Genomic DNA, 19,507 nt, shown 5'->3' on the forward strand with positions numbered 1-19,507 from the left:
TTTTATTCCTGTAATCCATTCATTATCCTACATTCGCGCTTATAGAATGCCTCTAGAAAATTAAAACTATGCTTCCCAGTACAGGGGGCAAAAGATCGTAGATTAGGATCAGTACACGAGTTAATCAATCTCAATATTAGGAATAAGAAGCGTATTTTAGTACTATAAAAAATGACAACTCTATATTATTTAGAATTGCCATTTTTATAAATTAAATTACTTAAACTAGCAATTATTTCTGATAATGCTCTTTAAGTTTTTGAATTACAAACTCACAAGAAAAGCTTGATAAATCTCCGCCAAGGCGTGCTACTTCTTTAACAAATCGAGAGGAAATATATTGATTTTGTTCAGCAGCAGGTAAGAAAATTGTTTGCACATCATTCATCAGTCTTGAATTTACGCAAGCCAACTGAAATTCATATTCGAAATCATTGACTGCTCTAATCCCCCTAAAGATAATATTGCTACCCAGCGACTTAGCAAATTTAACCAATAATCCTTCAAAGGCTAATACCTCTACTGATCCTTGTTGTTGATCAGTTAATATTTCAGGAAGATAGGCTTTAACCATCTCAATTTTAGTTTCTATTGAGAATATTGAATTTTTGTTATTATCTACTGCAATAGCAATTACCAATTTATCAACCACTTTAAGGGCACGCTGAATAAGATCAGCATGCCCTACGGTGATGGGATCAAAAGAGCCTGGATAAACACCAATTTTACTCATTGCTTGTTTCTAATCCTTCTTCGCCTTCGTTTTCTTCTTCTTTATCACCTTCATCAGAAATTTTAGTGACAGAAACTACTATTTCATGTTGCTTAGTGGTAAATAATTTTACCCCTTGAGTGTTTCTACCGGAGATCCGAATATCATGTACCGGACATCTAATAATTTTACCTTTATCAGTTACCATCATAATATGATCGCCATCAAGTACGGCAAAGCTGGCAACCACTAAGCCATTTCTTTCTGAAGTGATAATGTTGGTTACACCTTGTCCGCCTCTGTTGGTAATCCGATATTCGTAAGCAGAAGTACGCTTACCAAATCCATTTTCAGTAACAGTGAGAATAAATTCTTCATTATCCGCTAAATATTTGATTTTTTCAGCTGTTAGCGAGTTTACAATCTCTGCATCAATTTGTTGGATTAGTTCTTGAGGATTTTCGCTATCAGCAATTTGTTTACGTAAATTGAGGTTAATGCTTAAATAATTATCTCTTGCGGTAATATCTTGAACTTCCACTCCACGTAAAATAGACAAGGAAATTACTCCATCATTGCTTGCCAGCCTAATTGCTCTAACTCCATCAGAAGTACGGCTTTTAAATATTCTTAAAGCTTCAATTGGGAAACGAATAGCTTTACCTGCTTTAGTAGAAAGTAATACATGATTATCTTCGTCAGCAAGCTTTACACCAATTAATTCATCCCCGTCATCTAAGCGAATAGCAATTTTTCCGCCGGCATGGATGCTTTCAAAATCGGCTATGTCATTACGCCTAATATTACCGCTTTTGGTAGCAAAAATAATGCTTTTACCGGTTACTTCATTTTTATCTTCAGGAAGTACTAATGCACTACTAATATATTCATCTTGAGCAAGTGGGAAAATATTGACTAAAGCCCTACCTTTAGATTGTGGAGTGCCAATTGGTAATTTGTAAACTTTAGTACGATAAACCTGTCCTTTTGATGTAAAGAATAACATATGGGAGTGGGTAGAAGACACAATTAACTCTTTAGTTAAATCTTCTTCATGCATATTTACACCGGCTCTACCTTTACCGCCCCGGCGTTGTGCACGATAAGTGGAAAGTGGAACACGTTTAATATAACCCCCCATAGTAATAGTTACCACCATTTCTTCTCTAGGAATTAAATCTTCAATATCTTGCTCAAATTCTGAAGCTTCAATATTAGTCCTTCTAGGGGTTGCAAATTTTTCTTTAATCTCATGTAGTTCTTGTTTTAAAAGAGTGAGCAGTTCTTCTCTTGAGTCTAAGATATGTAAATAATATTTAATATCGGTTGCAATTTGCTCCAGTTCATCATGAATTTTTTGATGCTCAAGGCCAGTTAAACGTTGCAGGCGCATTTCTAAAATAGCCTTGGCCTGTAATTCGCTTAAATGTAATTTATTACCGGTAATATGGATTGACTTTGCTTCAACAATATTTAGCAAAGGTAAAACAATATCAGCGTTCCATGAGCGCTCCATTAATTGCTCTTTTGCTGCTTGTGCATCAGGGGCAGCCTTAATTAAAGTAATAACTTCATCAATGTTAGATACTGCTACTGCAAGCCCTAAAAGTAAGTGTGCGCGATCTCGAGCTTTACCAAGTCTAAACTTGGTTCTTTTAGTAATAACTTCTTCTCTAAATTCTACAAAAGCACGAATGATATGTTTTAGGTTCATCAGCTCCGGGCGACCTTGATCAAGTGCAAGCATATTGACGCCAAAGCTGGTTTGAAGAGAAGTAAGTGAATATAATTGATTTAAAAGTACATCAGCTACTACATCTCTTTTAAGCTCAATTACTACTCTAACGCCGTTTTTATTTGATTCATCCCTAAGATCAGAAATACCTTCTATTTTCTTTTCTTTGATTAATTCAGCAATTCTTTCAACGAGTCGAGCTTTGTTAACCTGATAAGGAATTTCATTAATAATGATAGCTTGTTTGCCTTCTTTGGTTTCTTCAATATCAGTTTTACCACGAATAAGTACAGAACCTCTGCCGGTGGCAAAAGCTGATTTAATACCGTTTAAGCCCATAATGGTACCACCGGTAGGAAAATCTGGCCCTTTAATTACTTCACATAATTCTTCAAAGGTTACCTCATTATTTTCAATGTAGAGGCAGCAGCCATCGATAACTTCCCCTAAATTATGTGGCGGAATATTAGTGGCCATACCAACTGCAATACCACCGGCACCATTTACTAGGATGTTAGGGTAGCGGGCAGGAAGTACAGTAGGTTCTTTTTCAGAACCGTCATAGTTAGGCTGAAAGTTAACCGTATTTTCATCAATATTTTCAAGTAAAGAATGAGCAGCTTCATCAAGTCTTGATTCGGTATAACGCATTGCCGCTGCTGAGTCGCCGTCCATTGAACCAAAGTTACCCTGACCATCAATCAGTGGAAGTCTTAATGAAAAGTCCTGAGCCATACGTACAAGAGAATCGTAAATTGCTGCATCACCGTGAGGATGATATTTACCCATAACTTCACCAACAATCCTTGCTGATTTACGATAAGGCTTGTTGTAATCGCAGCCTGATTCATGCATTGCATATAAAATACGTCTATGCACCGGCTTAAGCCCATCACGTACGTCGGGTAAGGCGCGTGATACAATTACGCTCATAGCATAATCAAGGTATGAGCGCTGCATTTCTTCTTCAATATTAATAGGAACTAAACTTGAAAAGTTTAACAAATCGGACAAAGCTTTCTCCCTAACATAATTTTGTTATTAAATTACATCAGTAATGGCACAATGTAAATTACTCTATTGAGGAGTCTTAGAATAAGATGAGGAAGGTGCATAGCTAGATAACAAACCTCCGACATAGCTTTGAACATCTACTATAAACTTCTCAGTTAAAGTTGAAGTAACTGAGGTTACTTTTTGTATAGCCTCCTGGAAAGGTGGTTTGCTAAATTGTTCCTGTTCTAATGCTTTAAGATCTGTTTGTTGTTCATCAAATTTACCTTTAAGAATAAGAGATATAGGATGTGAATTGCTAATGTGATTAGTATCAATAAGCTCTATTATATTTTTATCTGCTTCATTACGAATTAATAAATTAGTATTGTCGGCTAGTGTAGGAATTAATTCGATCAGTTGAACAAACATTGGTAATGATTCGTTTCTTATCCTGCCGAGCTCTTGAGCAATAATCATAATTAAAGTATTGCCATTATGAGAGTTGGGTTCGTCACTATGTGCTGAATCAAAGTAGGTATCATTATTAGTTGCAGGTACTATACTACTGTAGCGAGTATAAAAATCAAAATGTTTTAATTGCTTAATAATATGTACAATAGCTAGATTATTATTTTTAATACATTCGGTAAAATATGATAAAATATAGCGATTATCAAAATAATTCTTGGATAATACTAAGTTTACTACATCGCTATTTTGATTTTCACAAGCTTGTTTAAAAGCTTCCCATATATCTCCTTCATAGTCTAAATTATCAATATAACGCTGTAAGCTTATATCTACAATGTCCTTATTGTTTTTCTCGGCGGCTATAATTAAAGGTGATTTTTGCTCGGAATTTCTAACAAATAGGCTGGCGCCATGTTCACAAAGTAAGATGAAAATCATAGTATAATTTTTTTCGCATGCTTTTATGATTAAAGGTACATTACCTTCTAAGTTAAAATCGATAAAAGCACCATGCTTGATTAAATTTGCCAGTTCTATGAGTAAATGGTTTTCATCCTTTTCAAAATCTAATTTTGCTAATTGCTGGTTTGCTTTGTTTAATAGCGTTGTAATGGTCTGCAATTTTTTTTGTATATACAACTTATGTTCTTCATCTAATTCAACCAGTCCATTTTGATATTGAGGGATAATAAGCTCGGTTAGTTCTTTACCCTTTAATTTACATACCTGATACAATATGTTTAATTTCATATTTTGTTGGGAAGAAATATTTAATTTATTTTCTTCAATCTCACACTCTAATAGTAGGTTGTTAATATATGATTTAAGCTGTTCATCAGATAGAGTTAGCTCCAATAATTTAATAATAAAATGTTGAGTTTGCGGAGATAAAATAGAGAATAAGAATTCAGATATATAATTTCTGACTTTAATTGGTTTCTGTAATCGTACAATAGGATCATTATCAGCAGGAAGATATAAAAAATCTAACTCAATTTTATTATTTAGAAGTAATGCATAAAGTAAATAATAATATCTTGTAATAGCATGATCTGCTGAGAATCCTTTAAGCTGTTTGATAAGTAAGGTTATAAAATTATCATCGAGCATTACTTCAGCTTTTTTGCCTTGATAATGCTTAAATTCTTTTGTAGGACTTTCGTTAATATTAAGAAGGTGAGAATTTATCCAAAGAGAAGATGTCAAAGTTTGAGATAAAAAATAAATTAAAATATCATCCTGGTCGCTTAATTTCTTTTTGCTACGCACTCGGTTAATAGAGTTTATTTGCGATGCAGTCATTCCTTTAGATAGAAGATATTTATAAATATCAAAAGTGCTTTTATCCATAGTGGTGATCTGGGGATTAACTAACAAATTGATAACATCGCTATATCTTTTGCCTCTTAGTGCGTTTAGCAATGGAAATTCTAAACTTTCTTTATTATCAGCTAATGTAATTTTATCTGATTTATTTAAGCTCTGATTAATAGGAGTGTTAGGCATACTGCTCCTCGAATTTAGGGATTATTATTATAGTCATTAATAAGCTAAATAAAGTGATGATGAGTGCAATAAAAAAGATTAACAAAAAGTTGTATATTTAATGTTTATATTAAATATAGGTATATTTGCATCAAATGAACAAAAAGCTATTATTTAATCGTTAAAGAGCTCGCAGAGTTTAAATAATGGTTCTATATTTAGTATTTTAATTGCCTCACGCGCATGAGAAACATAGCTATCAAGTAATTCTTTAGCTTGTTTATAATCTAAAAAATTTAGGATATTATTGACCTCTACAATTTCCATTCCATCCTCTAAATCATCCCAAATTTGAAAAGCTTTACCAAAATTATAGGCATAAGCTTTCAGAGCCGCTTTGGTGTGTTGGTCGGCCGATCCTAAAATAGCACCAGCTTCACAAGAAATAGCAAACATTTCACCGGTCTTCATTTGATGAAGTAGCATTAAATCATCAATATTTTTTGCATAGTTGGGAGCAAGGTCTAGAACCTGCCCTCCAATCATGCCGTCTTTACCACAAGCTTTAGCAAGGGATGCAATTAACTCGCATCTTATTTGAGCAGAAGGATGGGTTTTAGGATCGCTTAAAATTTCAAATGCCAAGGTCAGTAAGCTATCTCCGGCAAGAATTGCAGTTGCTTCATCAAATTGTTTGTGACAGGTCGGTTGCCCACGCCTTAGGTCATCATTATCTAAACCTGGTAGATCATCATGAATAAGCGAGTAACAATGAATCATTTCAATGCTTGCAGCCGCTCTTAGAGCATATTTTGTTGGAACATTAAAAGCTTTACTTGTTGCCATCACCATAAAAGGTCTTAGTCTTTTACCACCACTTAGGGTTGAATAACGAATAGCTTCATAAATTTGATTATGGGGAAGCTGTGCTTTATTAGATAAAAGTTCAGTTAGTTCATGCTCAATATTTTTTGCATTCTCGGCTAATAGTTGTTGAATTGGCATTTAGTTAAGCTTGTTAGAATGTTCTGTTAATCTATCGCTAAGTGTTTGTGTAAACTCTTTTCTGCTTAAATTAGACTCTAAAGGTGGAAGAAATTCAATGGTAATTTTACCGGGGCGTTTGATAAAACTATTTTTCCCCCAGCATTGCCCTGAATTTAATGCAACCGGAATAACTGGTGCAAGCTTTAAATCATACATTGCCACAATGCCAGGAAATACTTTAACATTTACCCCGACTTCTGTTCTGGTCCCTTCAGGGAAAATTATAATTGGTCTGTTTTCTTTGATTTTTAATTTAACTTGTTCCAGTAAGTTTTTAAGGGCGGCCATTCCAGCAGAACGATTTACTACAATCATTCCCATAAAGATGAGATGCAAATTAAAAAAAGGCAAGTACAGTAATTCTCTTTTGAAAATATAAACCGGACGCTCGCTAATTAAATGGAATATCATGGTTTCCCAAGCTGATTGATGCCTAACAGCATATATGCAAGCTTGGTTATGAGGGTGCATACTTCCCTTAATTTCAAAGGTAATATTACATAAATATTGAAGGGCTTTGACGGTAGTGCGGCTCCAAATTTTACCAGGAAGAAATTTGGTTTTATTAAAGATAAGCAATGGAGAACATATGATGGTTATCAATAATGTTGAACAGATAAAAAATATATTAAAAATGATTGATCTTAGAGCTAACATAAAACTAAATTCACCTAAACAAGTAAGTTAATAAGACAGATAAAAATTTATTATATTCAATAAATAATATTTTGAAAGTGTTGGGAAAGTTCCACCATTCATTAATTGCAAGTGTGCTTGGTTTTATAGGAAATTTTTGTATCATTTTAAGATCTAAAAATTTTTTAAATTCTATCAGGCTGCGGGGTAAATGATAATTACTTGTCACTAAAGTGATATTATTAATTTTATTAAATTCTATCCATGAAGAGCTTTCTACTGCATTAAGTTCTGTGCTGGTAGCTAGCTTTCCAAGACTTAAGCGCGATTTAATACTATCTATGCAGGCTGGTTCTTCTTTTTTAAGGTCGTTAAATTCATCATAGCTATCCAGGGCAAAATTTTCTCCTACCCCTGAAATAAAGATTTTACTAAGCTTGAATTTATCTAAGCACGCAAGTTTTAGCCCATAATATATTCTGTTGGTTCCGCCAGTTAAAATAATGATTGCCTCAGTGGTTTTAAGGGTGGATAAATTGGGTTGAGGTTCAATATATTTTATAAAGATGACAAACCCTGCTGCCCAAAAAAATATTAGGCTTTTAACAAAATATAGTGCTAATTTAACTTTAAAGTTTGGCATTAGTAACGATAGATAATTTATTTTGCTTTGACAAGCTAAGTGAATTTAAATTTTAGTGCAATAATTTATTTGTAAATAATGATGAATAATATTTATTTTATACCTCAAAACGAAGATTTTGCCTCAGCATTGCTTAAAGGGTTAGAGCAAAATTATAAGCTTGAAGGAAGTTGGCAGGAAGTGGTTATTTTGCTTCCAACAAGAAGAAGCGTTAAATTATTATATGAGGCATGCTTAAAATTTCCTTTTGCAGTCAAAGAACTGCCTAAAATTTGTTCAATTTTTGATATAGATGAAGCTATTGAACCAGGGTTAATAGAATGGTTGGTAGCCAACAAGTCTAGGTTGCTTAGTAAGTTAGAACAAGATTTAATCTTAGCTGATATTATTAAAGATAAGCTGCAAATAAAGTTAGATACCGCATTAAAAATAGCCAAAGAATTAAATCAAATAATTAATAGTAATACTAAGATAAAATTACAAGCTGCACTAGATAGGTGGCATTCAGATTTATTTTCACAATATTTTATAAAAACTCAGTATCTTCTTGAAATTGCAACTGAGGATTTTACTAAATATTTAGCTGAGTATAATTTATATGATTTTAATAATTATGTTAGGGCAAAACTAACAAAATTTACTGAGATAATTTTAAAAAAGCCTTCTTGTAAAATTATTTGTGCTGGGTTTGCAGGAGAAAATTTTATTGCTAATGAAGCTATTGGTAATTTATTCAAGCAGCATTTAAACTGTTCAGTAATTGTACCGTATTACTCTCCTAATAATCATAATATTAGCTCAATTGGTAATATCTTTAGAGCATGCAACTTTGAGCAATCTTTGATACAAAATTGGTATAAGTTAAATGATGAACAGGATGTAAGAGATAAGGCTAAGCATCTACAAGTGGTAGAATTTGATAGTTTGCATAAGCAGGCGGCTATGATTGCTTATACCATTAAGAAGCAGCATGATAATAACCGATCTGCTCTAGTGATTTGTAATAATGTGCAGCTAATTAATAAGATCAAAAGTTATGCATCAATTTGGGGGGCAAACATAGATTGCTCAATCAATGAATCTATTAATAGTGATTTAGCAATTAAAACCTTTTTAAAAATAGGGGAGTTGTTAACTAGCCCTAATTTAATTTGTTTATTAGAAATTTTGAAATCTCCTGGGGTGATTAAGTTATCGCCTGAACAAATATGGGAATTTGAAATATTTTTAAGAAAAGAAAAAATTACTTATATTAGCGAATTATCAGAAGCAATTTTAGAAAAATATAACTTAAGAGAGATTGTAAATTTCACTAAGCAATCTAGCCAAAATATTGCTAAGTTTTTCACTTTAAACATCTTGGTATATCATTATATTATTGGAGAGGATATTAGCACACATGAAGAGTATGCAGAAGTTTTCAATGAACTTGCTAAAGTTTTAACAAGGTTTAATATTCACAACTCTACTTTGAACTACCATCGCCTTATCTCTCAGTTGTTTTCAGAATTTTATATTAATAATCCGTATACTAACTTTGAAGGAATTAAAATTTTAAGCGCCAATGAAGCGATCTTACAACATGCAGACCTAGTAATATTAGCTGATTTTAACGAGGAATCATGGGGTTTAACTTATCCCGATTGGTTGCCACCATTCCTGCAGGATAGAATGGAGGTTATTACCTATCAAGATGCTTTAAAAAAGCAAAATTATATTATAGATGGTTTGATAGCTAATAACCCACAAATTATGATCACTAGGGCAACTGGTGATCAAGGTGTTATATATAATATATATAGGCAATTTTATAAAATAGCTGAGTCCTACCCAATTGCAAACTTGGAATTAAAGCAAGATTATTGTGATCTTTTTGAAAATATTAGTTTAATAAAAATCGAAAAGCCTAACCCGGTGCCTAGCATATTGTTAAGACCTCAAAAAATATGGGCTACAGATGTACAAAAATTGCTTAAAAATCCCTATGAATATTATGCGCGTAAAATTTTAAATTTGCGACCTTTGGATTCTTTAGTTATGGAATTTGAAGGAAGGGATTTTGGTATTTTGTTACATGAATTACTTGATCAAATTACTGTTCATAAAGAACAAATTGGAACATTAGAAATGTTAAGCAAGTTTGTTGATAGTTATCTTCATAAGTATCTCCCTAAGAATATTTTACTTTTATGGCAGGAACGTTTTTACAATTTAAACAAAATATTATGGAAGCTGTTAATAGATAATAATTATCACATCACTAGTGAAGTAACGGGCAATATAGTCATTAATAATATTCAGCTTTATGCGCGTATTGATAATTTATCTATCACCGCTAATGAAGCAATTATAACTGATTATAAAACAGGAGTGCTACCTACCAAGGTGGGAATTATAAATGGTTACGAATGCCAATTAACAATTGCGGCGTTAATAGCTCAGTGTGGTGCTTTTAATGCGAATGGTTTGGATCTTTCAAAAATTCCGCTTCACATAAAATACTTAAAATTAATAGGTGGTGATAAGTTGATTGAAGAGGTAATACTGCAAAGTGATGAAATTGAAAGATTAATTGAATTAGCCGAAGTTGGCCTCAACAGAATTTTTGAGCAGTTTTTGTTGGGAGAAGCCCCTTTTATTGCCATACCTAAAGTCCATTATAATATAACGAATGATTATGATTATTTAAGCAGAACTGCAGAATGGGCTAATTGAGTTCTTTGTTCGGTTATAAATGTTATTGGTTGAGAGGTGATTTTTTACTTGTTTATAAATAATATTAAAAATAATGCCTTAAAAGTAATTTACATATCATTGACTGATGAGTGATATATCGGTTGCCTTCTTTGATACAAAACATGATCAAGTAGGCACTGGCGCAATTATGCAAGTAACCATTTGGTTAGTAAAGATAAAAGAAGGTGATGTGTTATAAAAAGTACGATCTAGGCGTATAAAGGAAGTATATATGTTCATCTAATAACACTGTAGATGCTGATATATTTACTTTTATATTCCAGTAGCGTAAATATTATTTAGCAAATTTTAGACTAAATACTAATTATACTATCTAGTATTAGTTAATAAATAATGTAATATTTCTTTGACTAAAGATTTAAAATAGTCTAAAAGGACAAAATCGAAATAAAACTATTCATGGGAAATAAAAATGTCAGTAAAAATTCGTTTAACTAGAGGTGGATCTAAAAAAAGACCATTTTATCGTATAGTAGTGGCTAATTCAAGATCACCACGTGATGGTAAATTTATTGAAGTAATTGGTACTTATAATCCTTTACTTGCAAAAGACCATGAAAAGCGTTTTGTAGTAAATATAGACGCTGCGCAAAACTGGTTAAGTAAAGGCGCTTTGCCAACTGAAACTGTTGCTAAAATTATGCAACTTAAAGGGGTGCAATTGCCACAGGCTATTGTAAGTAAAATTGAAAAAGTTAAAAACAATCCTCAAAAGCTTTCCAAAAAGGAAGCTAAAGCTTAGTAGCAGTACATGAGTGATAAAAAATTATGTATGGGAGTAATTATTTCTCCCCATGGTATCAAAGGCGAGGTTAAGGTGAAAAGCTTTACTTCGCCTTTTAATAATATAGCAACTTACCCATATTTTTTTGATGATCTTGATCAAAAAATTAGTTTAAAATTTAGAAGTTTTAAAGAGGATATAGCTATTGCTTCCATTAAAGGCTGTAATGATCGAAATATGGCCGAAACCTTTAAAGCCACTAAACTGAATATCCTTAGAGACGAACTCTCAGCACCTGATTCTAATGAATTTTACTATGAAGATTTAATTGGCTTGCAAGTGATTAATCAGGATACTGACCAAGAGGTTGGTCAAGTATTAGGAGTGTTTAATTTTGGTGGTGGTGATTTGCTTGAGGTGAGTATAGCTCCTAAAAATAGTGAATACTTTTTATTTAATAATGAAAATTTTCCTAAGTTGGAAATGGATAATAAAAAAATTTACATTAAATTTCCTGAACAAATTTAATTATTTATGATATTTAATATTCTTACAATTTTGCCAGAAATGTTTCCGGGTAGCCTTGCTTTTTCCTTGATTGGTAAAGCGTTAAAAGAGGAAAAATTTAAACTAAATATTTATGATCTTAAAGAATATGGTTTGGGTAAGCATAAGCAAGTAGATGATGCTCCTTTTGGTGGTGGGGCAGGAATGGTTATGAGGCCAGATGTGCTAGGAAGCGCTATTGAGGCGATATTAAAAGAACATACTACTACTCAAATTTATTATTTGACTCCTAAAGGGGTAACTTTTACTCAACATGTGGCAAATAAAATAATAGAGAATGCAAATATTACTATTATATGTGGTAGGTTTGAAGGGATAGACCAAAGAATCATCGAGCATTATCAAATTAAAGAGCTTAGTATTGGTGACTATGTACTTTGTGGTGGGGAAGCTGCTGCTATGTGTATGATTGAGTCAATAGTAAGGTTACTTCCAGGAGTTTTAGGGAATCATGAAACTTTAAATGAAGAAAGTTTTAGTGTGGCTGGAGAATTTGCTGGACTCTTAGAATATCCGCTCTATACTAGACCCCAAATTTGGAATGATTACGCTGTGCCTGAGGTGTTACTTTCAGGTAACCACGCGCAAATTAAAGCTTGGAAAATAAATCAAGCGCTAATCGAAACAAAGTCAAAGCGTCCGGACTTGCTAAATAGCTAACGGATAGTAAGAAATAGATTGAGTTAAAGAGGCTAAAATGAATAAGCTAGAAGAATATAATAATGCGCAAATAGACAAATTAATGGAAGGAAAATCACATCCTGAAGTTAATTCAGGACAAACTTTGCGTGTTCACGTTAAAATTGTTGAAGGCAACAATGAAAGAATTCAGGTTTTTGAAGGCCTGTGCATTGCAGTAAGACGTAAGGGGTTAAGTACTTCTTTTGTAGTACGTAAAATTTCACATGGTGAAGGCGTAGAAAGAGTGTTCCTTCTTTATTCACCAAGAGTAGAAAAAATCGAAGTTATTAAAACCGGTAGAGTTCGTCGTAGCAAATTATATTACATTAGAGACTTACGCGGTAAGGCTGCAAGAATTGCAGAAAAAGTTGATTATAAAAAAAATGAGAATGGGAAGTAGTATTTAGTTGCTTACCTTGGGGTAAGTTATTACTTGACTTACTTTTAACATTGGTTTAATTAACTTAAGTTTATTAAATATCGTTAAATTATTTATTGGAAAAGACAATGTTTTTTAAAACATACTCAATGAAGCAGTCTGAAGTTCAGAAAAACTGGCTAGTAATTGATGCCGAAGGATTGGTTGTTGGAAGGCTGGCTTCGCTGATTGCTAAATATCTTCGCGGTAAGCATAAAGCGTCTTATACCGCTCATATGGATTGTGGTGATTATGTGATAGTAGTTAATGCAGATAAAGTTGCTTTAACTGGTAATAAAGGTGATCGTAAGGATGGTGCTGCTCATTATTGGCACACTGGTTATCCTGGTGGTATTAAGAAAACTACTGCAGGTAAAATTCTTGAAGGTAAATTCCCAACAAGAGTGCTAATGAATGCAGTTAAAAGAATGTTGCCTAAAGATAGCCCTCTTGCTAGAAAGCAGCTAACTCACCTGTTCCTATATTCAGGAAGTGAGCACCCGCATCAAGCGCAAACCCCACAAGTGGTTGACGTAGCTAAATTTAATTCTAAAAATACTAAGAAAAAAGCTGAATAAGGACAGGCATTATGTCATCTAAAACAGAAAATAAAAGCGAACAAAATAACGCTAATCTTGAAGCTGATGCTCCAAAGCTTGATAAAGCTGGACGTGCATATGCAACTGGCCGTCGTAAAAATTCAATTTGCAGACTATGGTTAAAAAGAGGAAAGGGCGAGTTTACTATTAATGGCAAACCTTTAAGAGAATATGTTAAAAGGCAAGTTCTTGAGATTGATGCATTAAAGCCTTTTGTTCTTACTAATACTATGGGTGGATTTGATGTAATGTGTACAGTAGTAGGTGGAGGTCTTTCAGGCCAAGCTGGTGCAATTAGACACGCATTAAGTAGAGCATTATGTAATTTTGATCCTGCTAATAGAACGGTGCTTAAAAGAGAAGGATTGCTTACTCGTGATTCACGTGCAGTTGAACGTAAGAAGATGGGTAAGAAGAAAGCAAGAAAAAGCTTCCAATTCTCCAAACGTTAAGATTGTTTGCAATCATATTATTATTAAAAAACCTGGGATTAAAATCTCAGGTTTTTTATTTTTAATAATATCATTAAAAATTTTAATCTAATTAGATTAAAATATGGTAATCATATTTCTTACGTTATGAGTTATAAGAATAGAAGTAATTTTAGCTTGGCCCTTCCTTATTTAAGTAATAATGCTGTTTTGAATTTCAGCTGTGAGTAGAAAACACTGTTAAAATATAATGGATTTAATCGGTTACTTTTTGATTCGGATTCGTTTATGTAACCTGGCTGTTAGCTTCATGGAAAGCTATCCTGGAGGCCTGGTTATAAGGACTGCTGGTTGTATGGTTGTTAACTACGGCGCTCGTCTAAAGTTTCTTCTAAAGATATCTGTCAACTTTGTTCTGCCACAAGAATTTAGCATTATTAGGAAAATTTAAATCGTAGAGTGGAATTGATATAAGTATAAATGTACCAAGTAGAGAAATTCTGCTTAAAGCCCACTTTTATAATGAAATTCTTCAAGAAGTCTATGAGCGTAGGGTTACGAAGGCACTTATCGTAATATGAAGTTATTTGAGAGTGTTTTAATCGCCATAGATGATAAATTATTTTCCAATTGCTATTCTATGTTTAAGATTGATCCATATCATGCTCCTTTCTTCTCAATCGGAGTATTGTTATCTTTTGCTTTTTCAGCGGTTGGCTAAATAAGCATGACTAATAAGAATATACTAAATATTACTATATATTCTATCTACTTTGGTAAATATGCTATCGGAAATTTTGCAGCCATAATCTGCAATTGTCTTTTGTTTAACCTTGATAAAATAGCTTAATCTTTGATAAAAATTTTTGATAGTTTGTCTCATCATAATAACGGTGATTAGAGTGGTATTAGGTTGTGTGAAGATTTTTAACGGAGCCAAATAAGAGCAGCAACAAAGTTAAGGAAATCAAGGAAAATAGAGGAGGATTTATCAAATCTGGATCTTATATCGCTTCTTATGCTTAATATGTTATATATTGTTCTCATTTCTCTATTTCTATGTAATATTTCCTCTTGGTAATTTATTTTGGTTGGGCAACCTCAAATTACCATCTCCCCTTATTTATTCAACTGCTTGCTGTCATCCATCTATACAAATCTTTACACAACCAAATCAACAAAGTTATATAGCTCTTGGTCAATCATATCCTGAGTATCAAGATTTTGTTAAATACTATAATGGCATTTATTCAACTTGAGTTAATTATTCATAAAAAGCTATATAGATTTTTGCTAAACAAAAACTATGGAATAGATTAAATGTGTTATTTGTATCTAAATATGTTTCGTGTCTATGAGCTATCTTTTTATTCTATATTATATTACGTTGCTTCCTACTTTAGAGTACCCAAGGCTGGCGCCTTTAAGTAATACCATTAAAGATTTGTATCCTTCTTTGTGTGACCATCCTCTTTCTTTAGCAATATCTAAAGCAGTTTTATTAACTTTATTAGTTATAGTCACATCAGGTTTTAATTCTGTAATGATATTTTTTATAGTATCTACAGTAATTTTATTACGTTCAGCATTGCGGATTAAATACATCAACGCCGTATCGCCATCGTTATTTTGAATATTAATCTTTGCACCATTATCTCTAAGTATTTTAGCTATCTCAATATATCCATAGGTTACAGCTAAAAATAAAGGCGTATTGCCATTTGCCGCCTCAGCCTTGCTATCTATGTTGGCCTTTAGCTTAATAAGTTGGTTTATTACCTTAGAATTTCCCTTGCGGGCAGCTAAATGCATAGCATTTTCGCCACTATCATCTGTCACATTCACTTCAGCGCCCAAATTTTTTAAATCTTCAAGATGCATATCCCAGCCATTGTTGGCAAATATCATAAATAGAGTTCTACCTTGTATGGGATCAGGAGTATTTACCTCATTTTTAAAAATTTGAAAATCTTGCCAGGCAGCTTGCTCCAACAGGTTATCTAATCTTTCTAGAAAATCTTCGTAGCTTTCATATGCATTTTTAGAAGTAATATTCTCTTGATAGTTTGTATTAGATGACATAATATTCTTCCGTAAAATATTTATTTTAATTAAGCTTGTTTGATTACCTGTATTATAAATTATTACCTTTTAACTTAAAATTCAATTTATAACTTTTAAAAGCACTTTTACTAGAAATAAAATTTTAATTTCACTTGCCTTTAGAATGGTGGTTCAAGCTATAAAGCAAATTTTCCAAAACCTAATACTCGCTCATAAATAGTATATTACCCATTATTATATCATCTATAGAGGGTCAAGAAATCATTATATCCATAATCTTTTTGCTTTGAACGCTCAGGAGGAAGCCAATCCACCATACCATTGTGGCCATCTATATAACCATCATGACTAGTAGTAATATAAAGAATTATTGACACACAAACCATCTGTTAAGTTTTTAACTAACAAAATATCAACCTATAATCAATTTCTTTAATACATTACTAACAATAGGGCATAAGATACTATATTCTTAACTAAGAACTTATATAACAAGCTTTTAAATTAATGCTGAATTGTCAACTTCCTACATATGTTGTATGCTATAGCACTGATCCATATACATAAGTAATAATGCAAATAGCTACTTTTGAATTTGGTGATATTGCTGTTTAGCATATTCATAAAACTCTTGTACCTGCTTAAAGTGCAATTCTCCTGCTCCAGTCATAACATCTTCAGAAAGTTTATAGATATATTTAGTTAAGTCTAAGGATAGTTCTTTTTTTTCTTGTAATATTTTTTCTGCAAAACTATTAGCTGGAGTAGATGAAAGGTTATAAAATTCTTGTATATCCTTATAAACTTCCATTAATATAGCCAAAGTTGAAGAACGACCAAATCCATATTTACAATTTACGCAAATTCTTCTTAAGGACTGATCTAAAATATTTAATTCTTCGATTGATTTTTGAGTGAATTTTACTAATTCATATAAAGACTGAACATCCGAACCACCTCTATCTATCCATTCCTCAAAAATAATATGCTTTATTTGTTCTGTCTTGCTGTTACCCTGTTTCACTTCTAAGGTTTTTACTTTGCCCTTGAGCTTACCTAATGGAAGGATTTGTTCTTCAATGCAAGTTATTACTGTATCAGCAAAGTTAGTATGCTCTCCCTTAGTAATATAGTGTAGATCAACTGGAAAATTCTTACGATAACTTATGTCATCTGTTTGAGGTTTAGCTACACTTACTAAAATTTTTGAGTTGGTTTGTAATACCATACGGTAATATTCTTCAATACTATAAGGAGCTTCGCACACTACATAGTCTTGAGCCTCAAACTGACATAAATTAGCACCTAAAACTTTGCCCTTATTAGTCCCAGCTTCAAGTTTAATTACAGTTTCAGGATTCATTCTTTCAAAGCCATATAACTCCCTTTTATCGTCTAACCCATCATTAACTCTCCCTCTTCCTTCATTATTTTTACCATTATGCTCGATAATATTCTTTATTCTTGAACCCTGATGAACCGCATAGGCTTTCAAATTCTTATTTTTCTTCCAATGCTCAAGCATTTCCAAATAAAGTTTTGAATTTTGGTATTGAATTACATATTCTGTATAATCAAAAATTGGAGTGGAAATTGTATTGCTCATAAATCAATCCTTTAAATAAAAGTTAATTTAATTATTTTTAATTAAATTAATAATACTAACATCTAACAAAAGTCAAGAGTGTGCTTGTAATTCGATACCAGATAATACTAATTAGGCTCTAGGTTGTGTGAAGATTTCTAACGGAGCCAAATAAGAGCAGCGACAAAGTTAAGGAAATCAAGGAAAATAGAGGCAGATTTATCAAATCTGGAGAAGATTCTACGAAAATGCTTAATCTTGCTGAAGAAGCACTCAATTAGGTGGCGCTCCTTGTAATATGTAGATCAATGTTACGCAGGCTTTTACGGTTTTGCTTGGATGGTATTACTGTTTGGCATTGCTTACTTTGTAAGGATTCAATTAAATGATTAGCATCATATCCTTTGTCTGCAATTAGCACAGTATTAGCTATGTTATCAGTTAGATTTTCAGCCTGGGTAATATCATTTCTTTGACCTGGAGATAGAATGAATTTCAAAGGATTGCCTAAGGCATCCACCAGAGCATGAATCTTAGTAGTAAACCCTCCTTTACTCCGGACCTAATGCTTCTTGTTCCTGGCTCCCTTTATAATAACCGGGAACTACAGGCATGGAGTCCTAACTATAGTTGAGCCAATCATCATTGCTTCTAAGCCTGGAATCATCTGTGGGGCTTTGAATAATTCTGACCACCCTTGGAAACGTGCATGTATTGCTCGCCATGATCCATAATGATTTGGTAATAATCTCCATTGGCAGCCACTCCTGGCTATATACCATATAGCTTCTATAAAATTCCTAAGCTTGCTCTTGTTCCTGGATCTTATATCGCTTCTTATGCTTAATATGTTATATATTGTTCCCATTTCTCTATTTCTATGTAATATTTCCTCTTGGTAATTTGTTTTGGTTGGGCAACCTCAAATTACCATCTCCCCTTATTTATTCAACTACTTGCTGCCATACATCTATACAAATCTTCACACAACCTAGAGCGATCTGAGGAATAAAAATTATTTTTAGTGCAATATTAAAATCTTTTAATTTTATTAAATAGAGAAAATGATCATTAGCAACCATCACCTAGTTGCCCGGGTGATGGTTATATTAAAGAGAAAGTTATTTAAATGGTTTGTGCTGTGGTTTGCACATTATTCCTTCTTTCAAATTCTTTGTTAATAATCGCTGAATAGCTTATAGGTGTTGTTTTTGGAGTAGTAATAGTAGGCTTAATAGGATCTTGAATGTTAACAACTTGAGAGTTATTATGTGGTTCTTTCTTATAGCTAAGCATTAAATCTTGAATTTTGGTTAAGCAAGATCTTTCTTTTTCTGTCAGCTTAGGATCTTGTAATGTATTATTAATATACTGCTGGATAGTCTTTTGTTCAATTCGTACTAATGATGGATTAAACCCTGCTTCAATAAGTTCTACAACTTTCGTATCATTAAAACTTTTAATAGCTTGAGCAAAAGGTGTGCTTATAGTTCTGTAAAGTAGTTCTTTAATACTATTAAGGCTTGTTGCTTGCTCAGTTAAGATATTAGAAGATTTTAATTTTTCTTGTATTGAGTTCAGTAAATTTTGAGGTTCTTGTGGATTGCTATTAAAGTGTAATCCTAAATTAATTAGTTTTTCAATGCTTTCATAATCGTAAGTATCTATAGCTTCTTTTACTGTTGGCAAGTTATGTTTTTTTCTAATAGCCTCAACGATAATATCCATGGTGTGTTGATAATTCATACGTTGCTCAGCTGAAAGATCTTTTTTTATTGCATCTAAGGCTATAATAACAGCATTTTTACCATTATTTTCTGCTTCTGGGTTTGCTCCTTTGTTTAAGTAATAAGTGACATCGTGGTAAGCTCCCCATTCTGCTGCTCTTAATAAACATTTGTCATTACTTGAAAGCATATTGGAAATTGTGTAAAACATTAAATCACCTCATTTTTA

General features: G+C 32.6%; 18 protein-coding genes and 1 pseudogene. 8 read left to right on the forward strand and 11 right to left on the reverse strand.

The genetic code is table 11. The annotated features are described in order from the left end of the window. Positions 1-232: 232 nt before the first annotated feature. From coaD to EF513_RS05335, 6 genes are all read right to left on the reverse strand, one after another. Positions 233-733, reverse strand: coding sequence for a pantetheine-phosphate adenylyltransferase (gene coaD / locus EF513_RS05310; RefSeq protein ID WP_125216368.1), 501 nt, complete (start codon positions 731-733; stop codon positions 233-235). Continuing rightward, positions 726-3,452, reverse strand: a complete 2,727-nt coding sequence (gene gyrA / locus EF513_RS05315) for a DNA topoisomerase (ATP-hydrolyzing) subunit A (protein ID WP_410528585.1) — start codon at positions 3,450-3,452, stop codon at positions 726-728. Before gyrA ends, coaD begins: the two co-directional genes overlap by 8 nt. Before the next feature lie 72 nt (positions 3,453-3,524). Next, positions 3,525-5,420, reverse strand: a complete 1,896-nt coding sequence (locus EF513_RS05320; protein ID WP_125216370.1) for an ankyrin repeat domain-containing protein — start codon at positions 5,418-5,420, stop codon at positions 3,525-3,527. A gap of 153 nt (positions 5,421-5,573) precedes the next feature. Next, a complete protein-coding gene (locus EF513_RS05325; protein WP_125216371.1) occupies positions 5,574-6,404 on the reverse strand; it encodes a polyprenyl synthetase family protein in 831 nt (276 codons plus the stop codon). After that, a complete protein-coding gene (locus EF513_RS05330) occupies positions 6,405-7,025 on the reverse strand; it encodes a lysophospholipid acyltransferase family protein (RefSeq protein ID WP_164503837.1) in 621 nt (206 codons plus the stop codon). A gap of 88 nt (positions 7,026-7,113) precedes the next feature. Further along, a complete protein-coding gene (locus tag EF513_RS05335; protein ID WP_125216373.1) occupies positions 7,114-7,725 on the reverse strand; it encodes a YdcF family protein in 612 nt (203 codons plus the stop codon). An 81-nt stretch (positions 7,726-7,806) separates the two neighbouring features. Here EF513_RS05335 and EF513_RS05340 point away from each other — a divergent pair, with 81 nt between their 5' ends. The 8 genes from EF513_RS05340 to EF513_RS07920 all read left to right on the forward strand — a co-directional run bounded on the left by EF513_RS05340 (position 7,807) and on the right by EF513_RS07920 (position 14,623). After that, positions 7,807-10,440, forward strand: coding sequence for a PD-(D/E)XK nuclease family protein (locus EF513_RS05340; protein WP_164503838.1), 2,634 nt, complete (start codon positions 7,807-7,809; stop codon positions 10,438-10,440). A gap of 454 nt (positions 10,441-10,894) precedes the next feature. Further along, positions 10,895-11,224 carry a 30S ribosomal protein S16 gene (gene rpsP / locus EF513_RS05345; protein ID WP_125216375.1) on the forward strand — a complete coding sequence of 110 codons (330 nt, stop codon included), beginning with the start codon at positions 10,895-10,897 and terminating at the stop codon, positions 11,222-11,224. Between the two features lie 9 nt (positions 11,225-11,233). After that, positions 11,234-11,734, forward strand: a complete 501-nt coding sequence (gene rimM, locus EF513_RS05350) for a ribosome maturation factor RimM (RefSeq protein ID WP_125216376.1) — start codon at positions 11,234-11,236, stop codon at positions 11,732-11,734. A gap of 6 nt (positions 11,735-11,740) precedes the next feature. Next, the gene (gene trmD, locus EF513_RS05355; RefSeq protein ID WP_125216377.1) at positions 11,741-12,433 is read left to right on the forward strand and encodes a tRNA (guanosine(37)-N1)-methyltransferase TrmD; all 693 of its coding nucleotides are present in this window, start codon (positions 11,741-11,743) and stop codon (positions 12,431-12,433) included. Between the two features lie 37 nt (positions 12,434-12,470). Then, a complete protein-coding gene (gene rplS / locus EF513_RS05360) occupies positions 12,471-12,854 on the forward strand; it encodes a 50S ribosomal protein L19 (RefSeq protein WP_125216378.1) in 384 nt (127 codons plus the stop codon). A 107-nt stretch (positions 12,855-12,961) separates the two neighbouring features. Beyond that, positions 12,962-13,450 (forward strand): 50S ribosomal protein L13, encoded by a 489-nt coding sequence (gene rplM / locus EF513_RS05365; protein WP_125216379.1) that lies wholly within the window; start codon positions 12,962-12,964, stop codon positions 13,448-13,450. A gap of 11 nt (positions 13,451-13,461) precedes the next feature. Beyond that, a complete protein-coding gene (rpsI, locus tag EF513_RS05370) occupies positions 13,462-13,923 on the forward strand; it encodes a 30S ribosomal protein S9 (protein ID WP_125216380.1) in 462 nt (153 codons plus the stop codon). Between the two features lie 556 nt (positions 13,924-14,479). Next, positions 14,480-14,623: a hypothetical protein gene (locus EF513_RS07920; protein ID WP_164503839.1), complete on the forward strand. Its 144-nt coding sequence runs from the start codon at positions 14,480-14,482 to the stop codon at positions 14,621-14,623. Between the two features lie 656 nt (positions 14,624-15,279). On the opposite strand, the gene EF513_RS05375 is transcribed toward EF513_RS07920, so the two are convergent. The 5 genes and pseudogenes from EF513_RS05375 to EF513_RS05400 form a co-directional block, all read right to left on the reverse strand. After that, a complete protein-coding gene (locus tag EF513_RS05375; RefSeq protein ID WP_125216381.1) occupies positions 15,280-15,984 on the reverse strand; it encodes an ankyrin repeat domain-containing protein in 705 nt (234 codons plus the stop codon). Positions 15,985-16,205: 221 nt separating this feature from the next. Next, positions 16,206-16,343, reverse strand: a complete 138-nt coding sequence (locus EF513_RS07925; RefSeq protein WP_164503840.1) for a hypothetical protein — start codon at positions 16,341-16,343, stop codon at positions 16,206-16,208. Positions 16,344-16,549: 206 nt separating this feature from the next. Beyond that, on the reverse strand, positions 16,550-17,572 hold the full coding sequence (locus tag EF513_RS05380) for a protein-tyrosine phosphatase family protein (RefSeq protein ID WP_125216382.1): 1,023 nt from the start codon (positions 17,570-17,572) through the stop codon (positions 16,550-16,552). A 137-nt stretch (positions 17,573-17,709) separates the two neighbouring features. Beyond that, positions 17,710-18,419, reverse strand: a pseudogene (locus tag EF513_RS08170) (IS5 family transposase). Between the two features lie 257 nt (positions 18,420-18,676). Then, a complete protein-coding gene (locus EF513_RS05400) occupies positions 18,677-19,489 on the reverse strand; it encodes a hypothetical protein (RefSeq protein ID WP_125216385.1) in 813 nt (270 codons plus the stop codon). Positions 19,490-19,507 lie beyond the last annotated feature (18 nt).

This window comes from Rickettsiales endosymbiont of Stachyamoeba lipophora (assembly GCF_003932735.1).
Taxonomy (GTDB): Bacteria; Pseudomonadota; Alphaproteobacteria; order Rickettsiales; family 33-17; genus RICK01.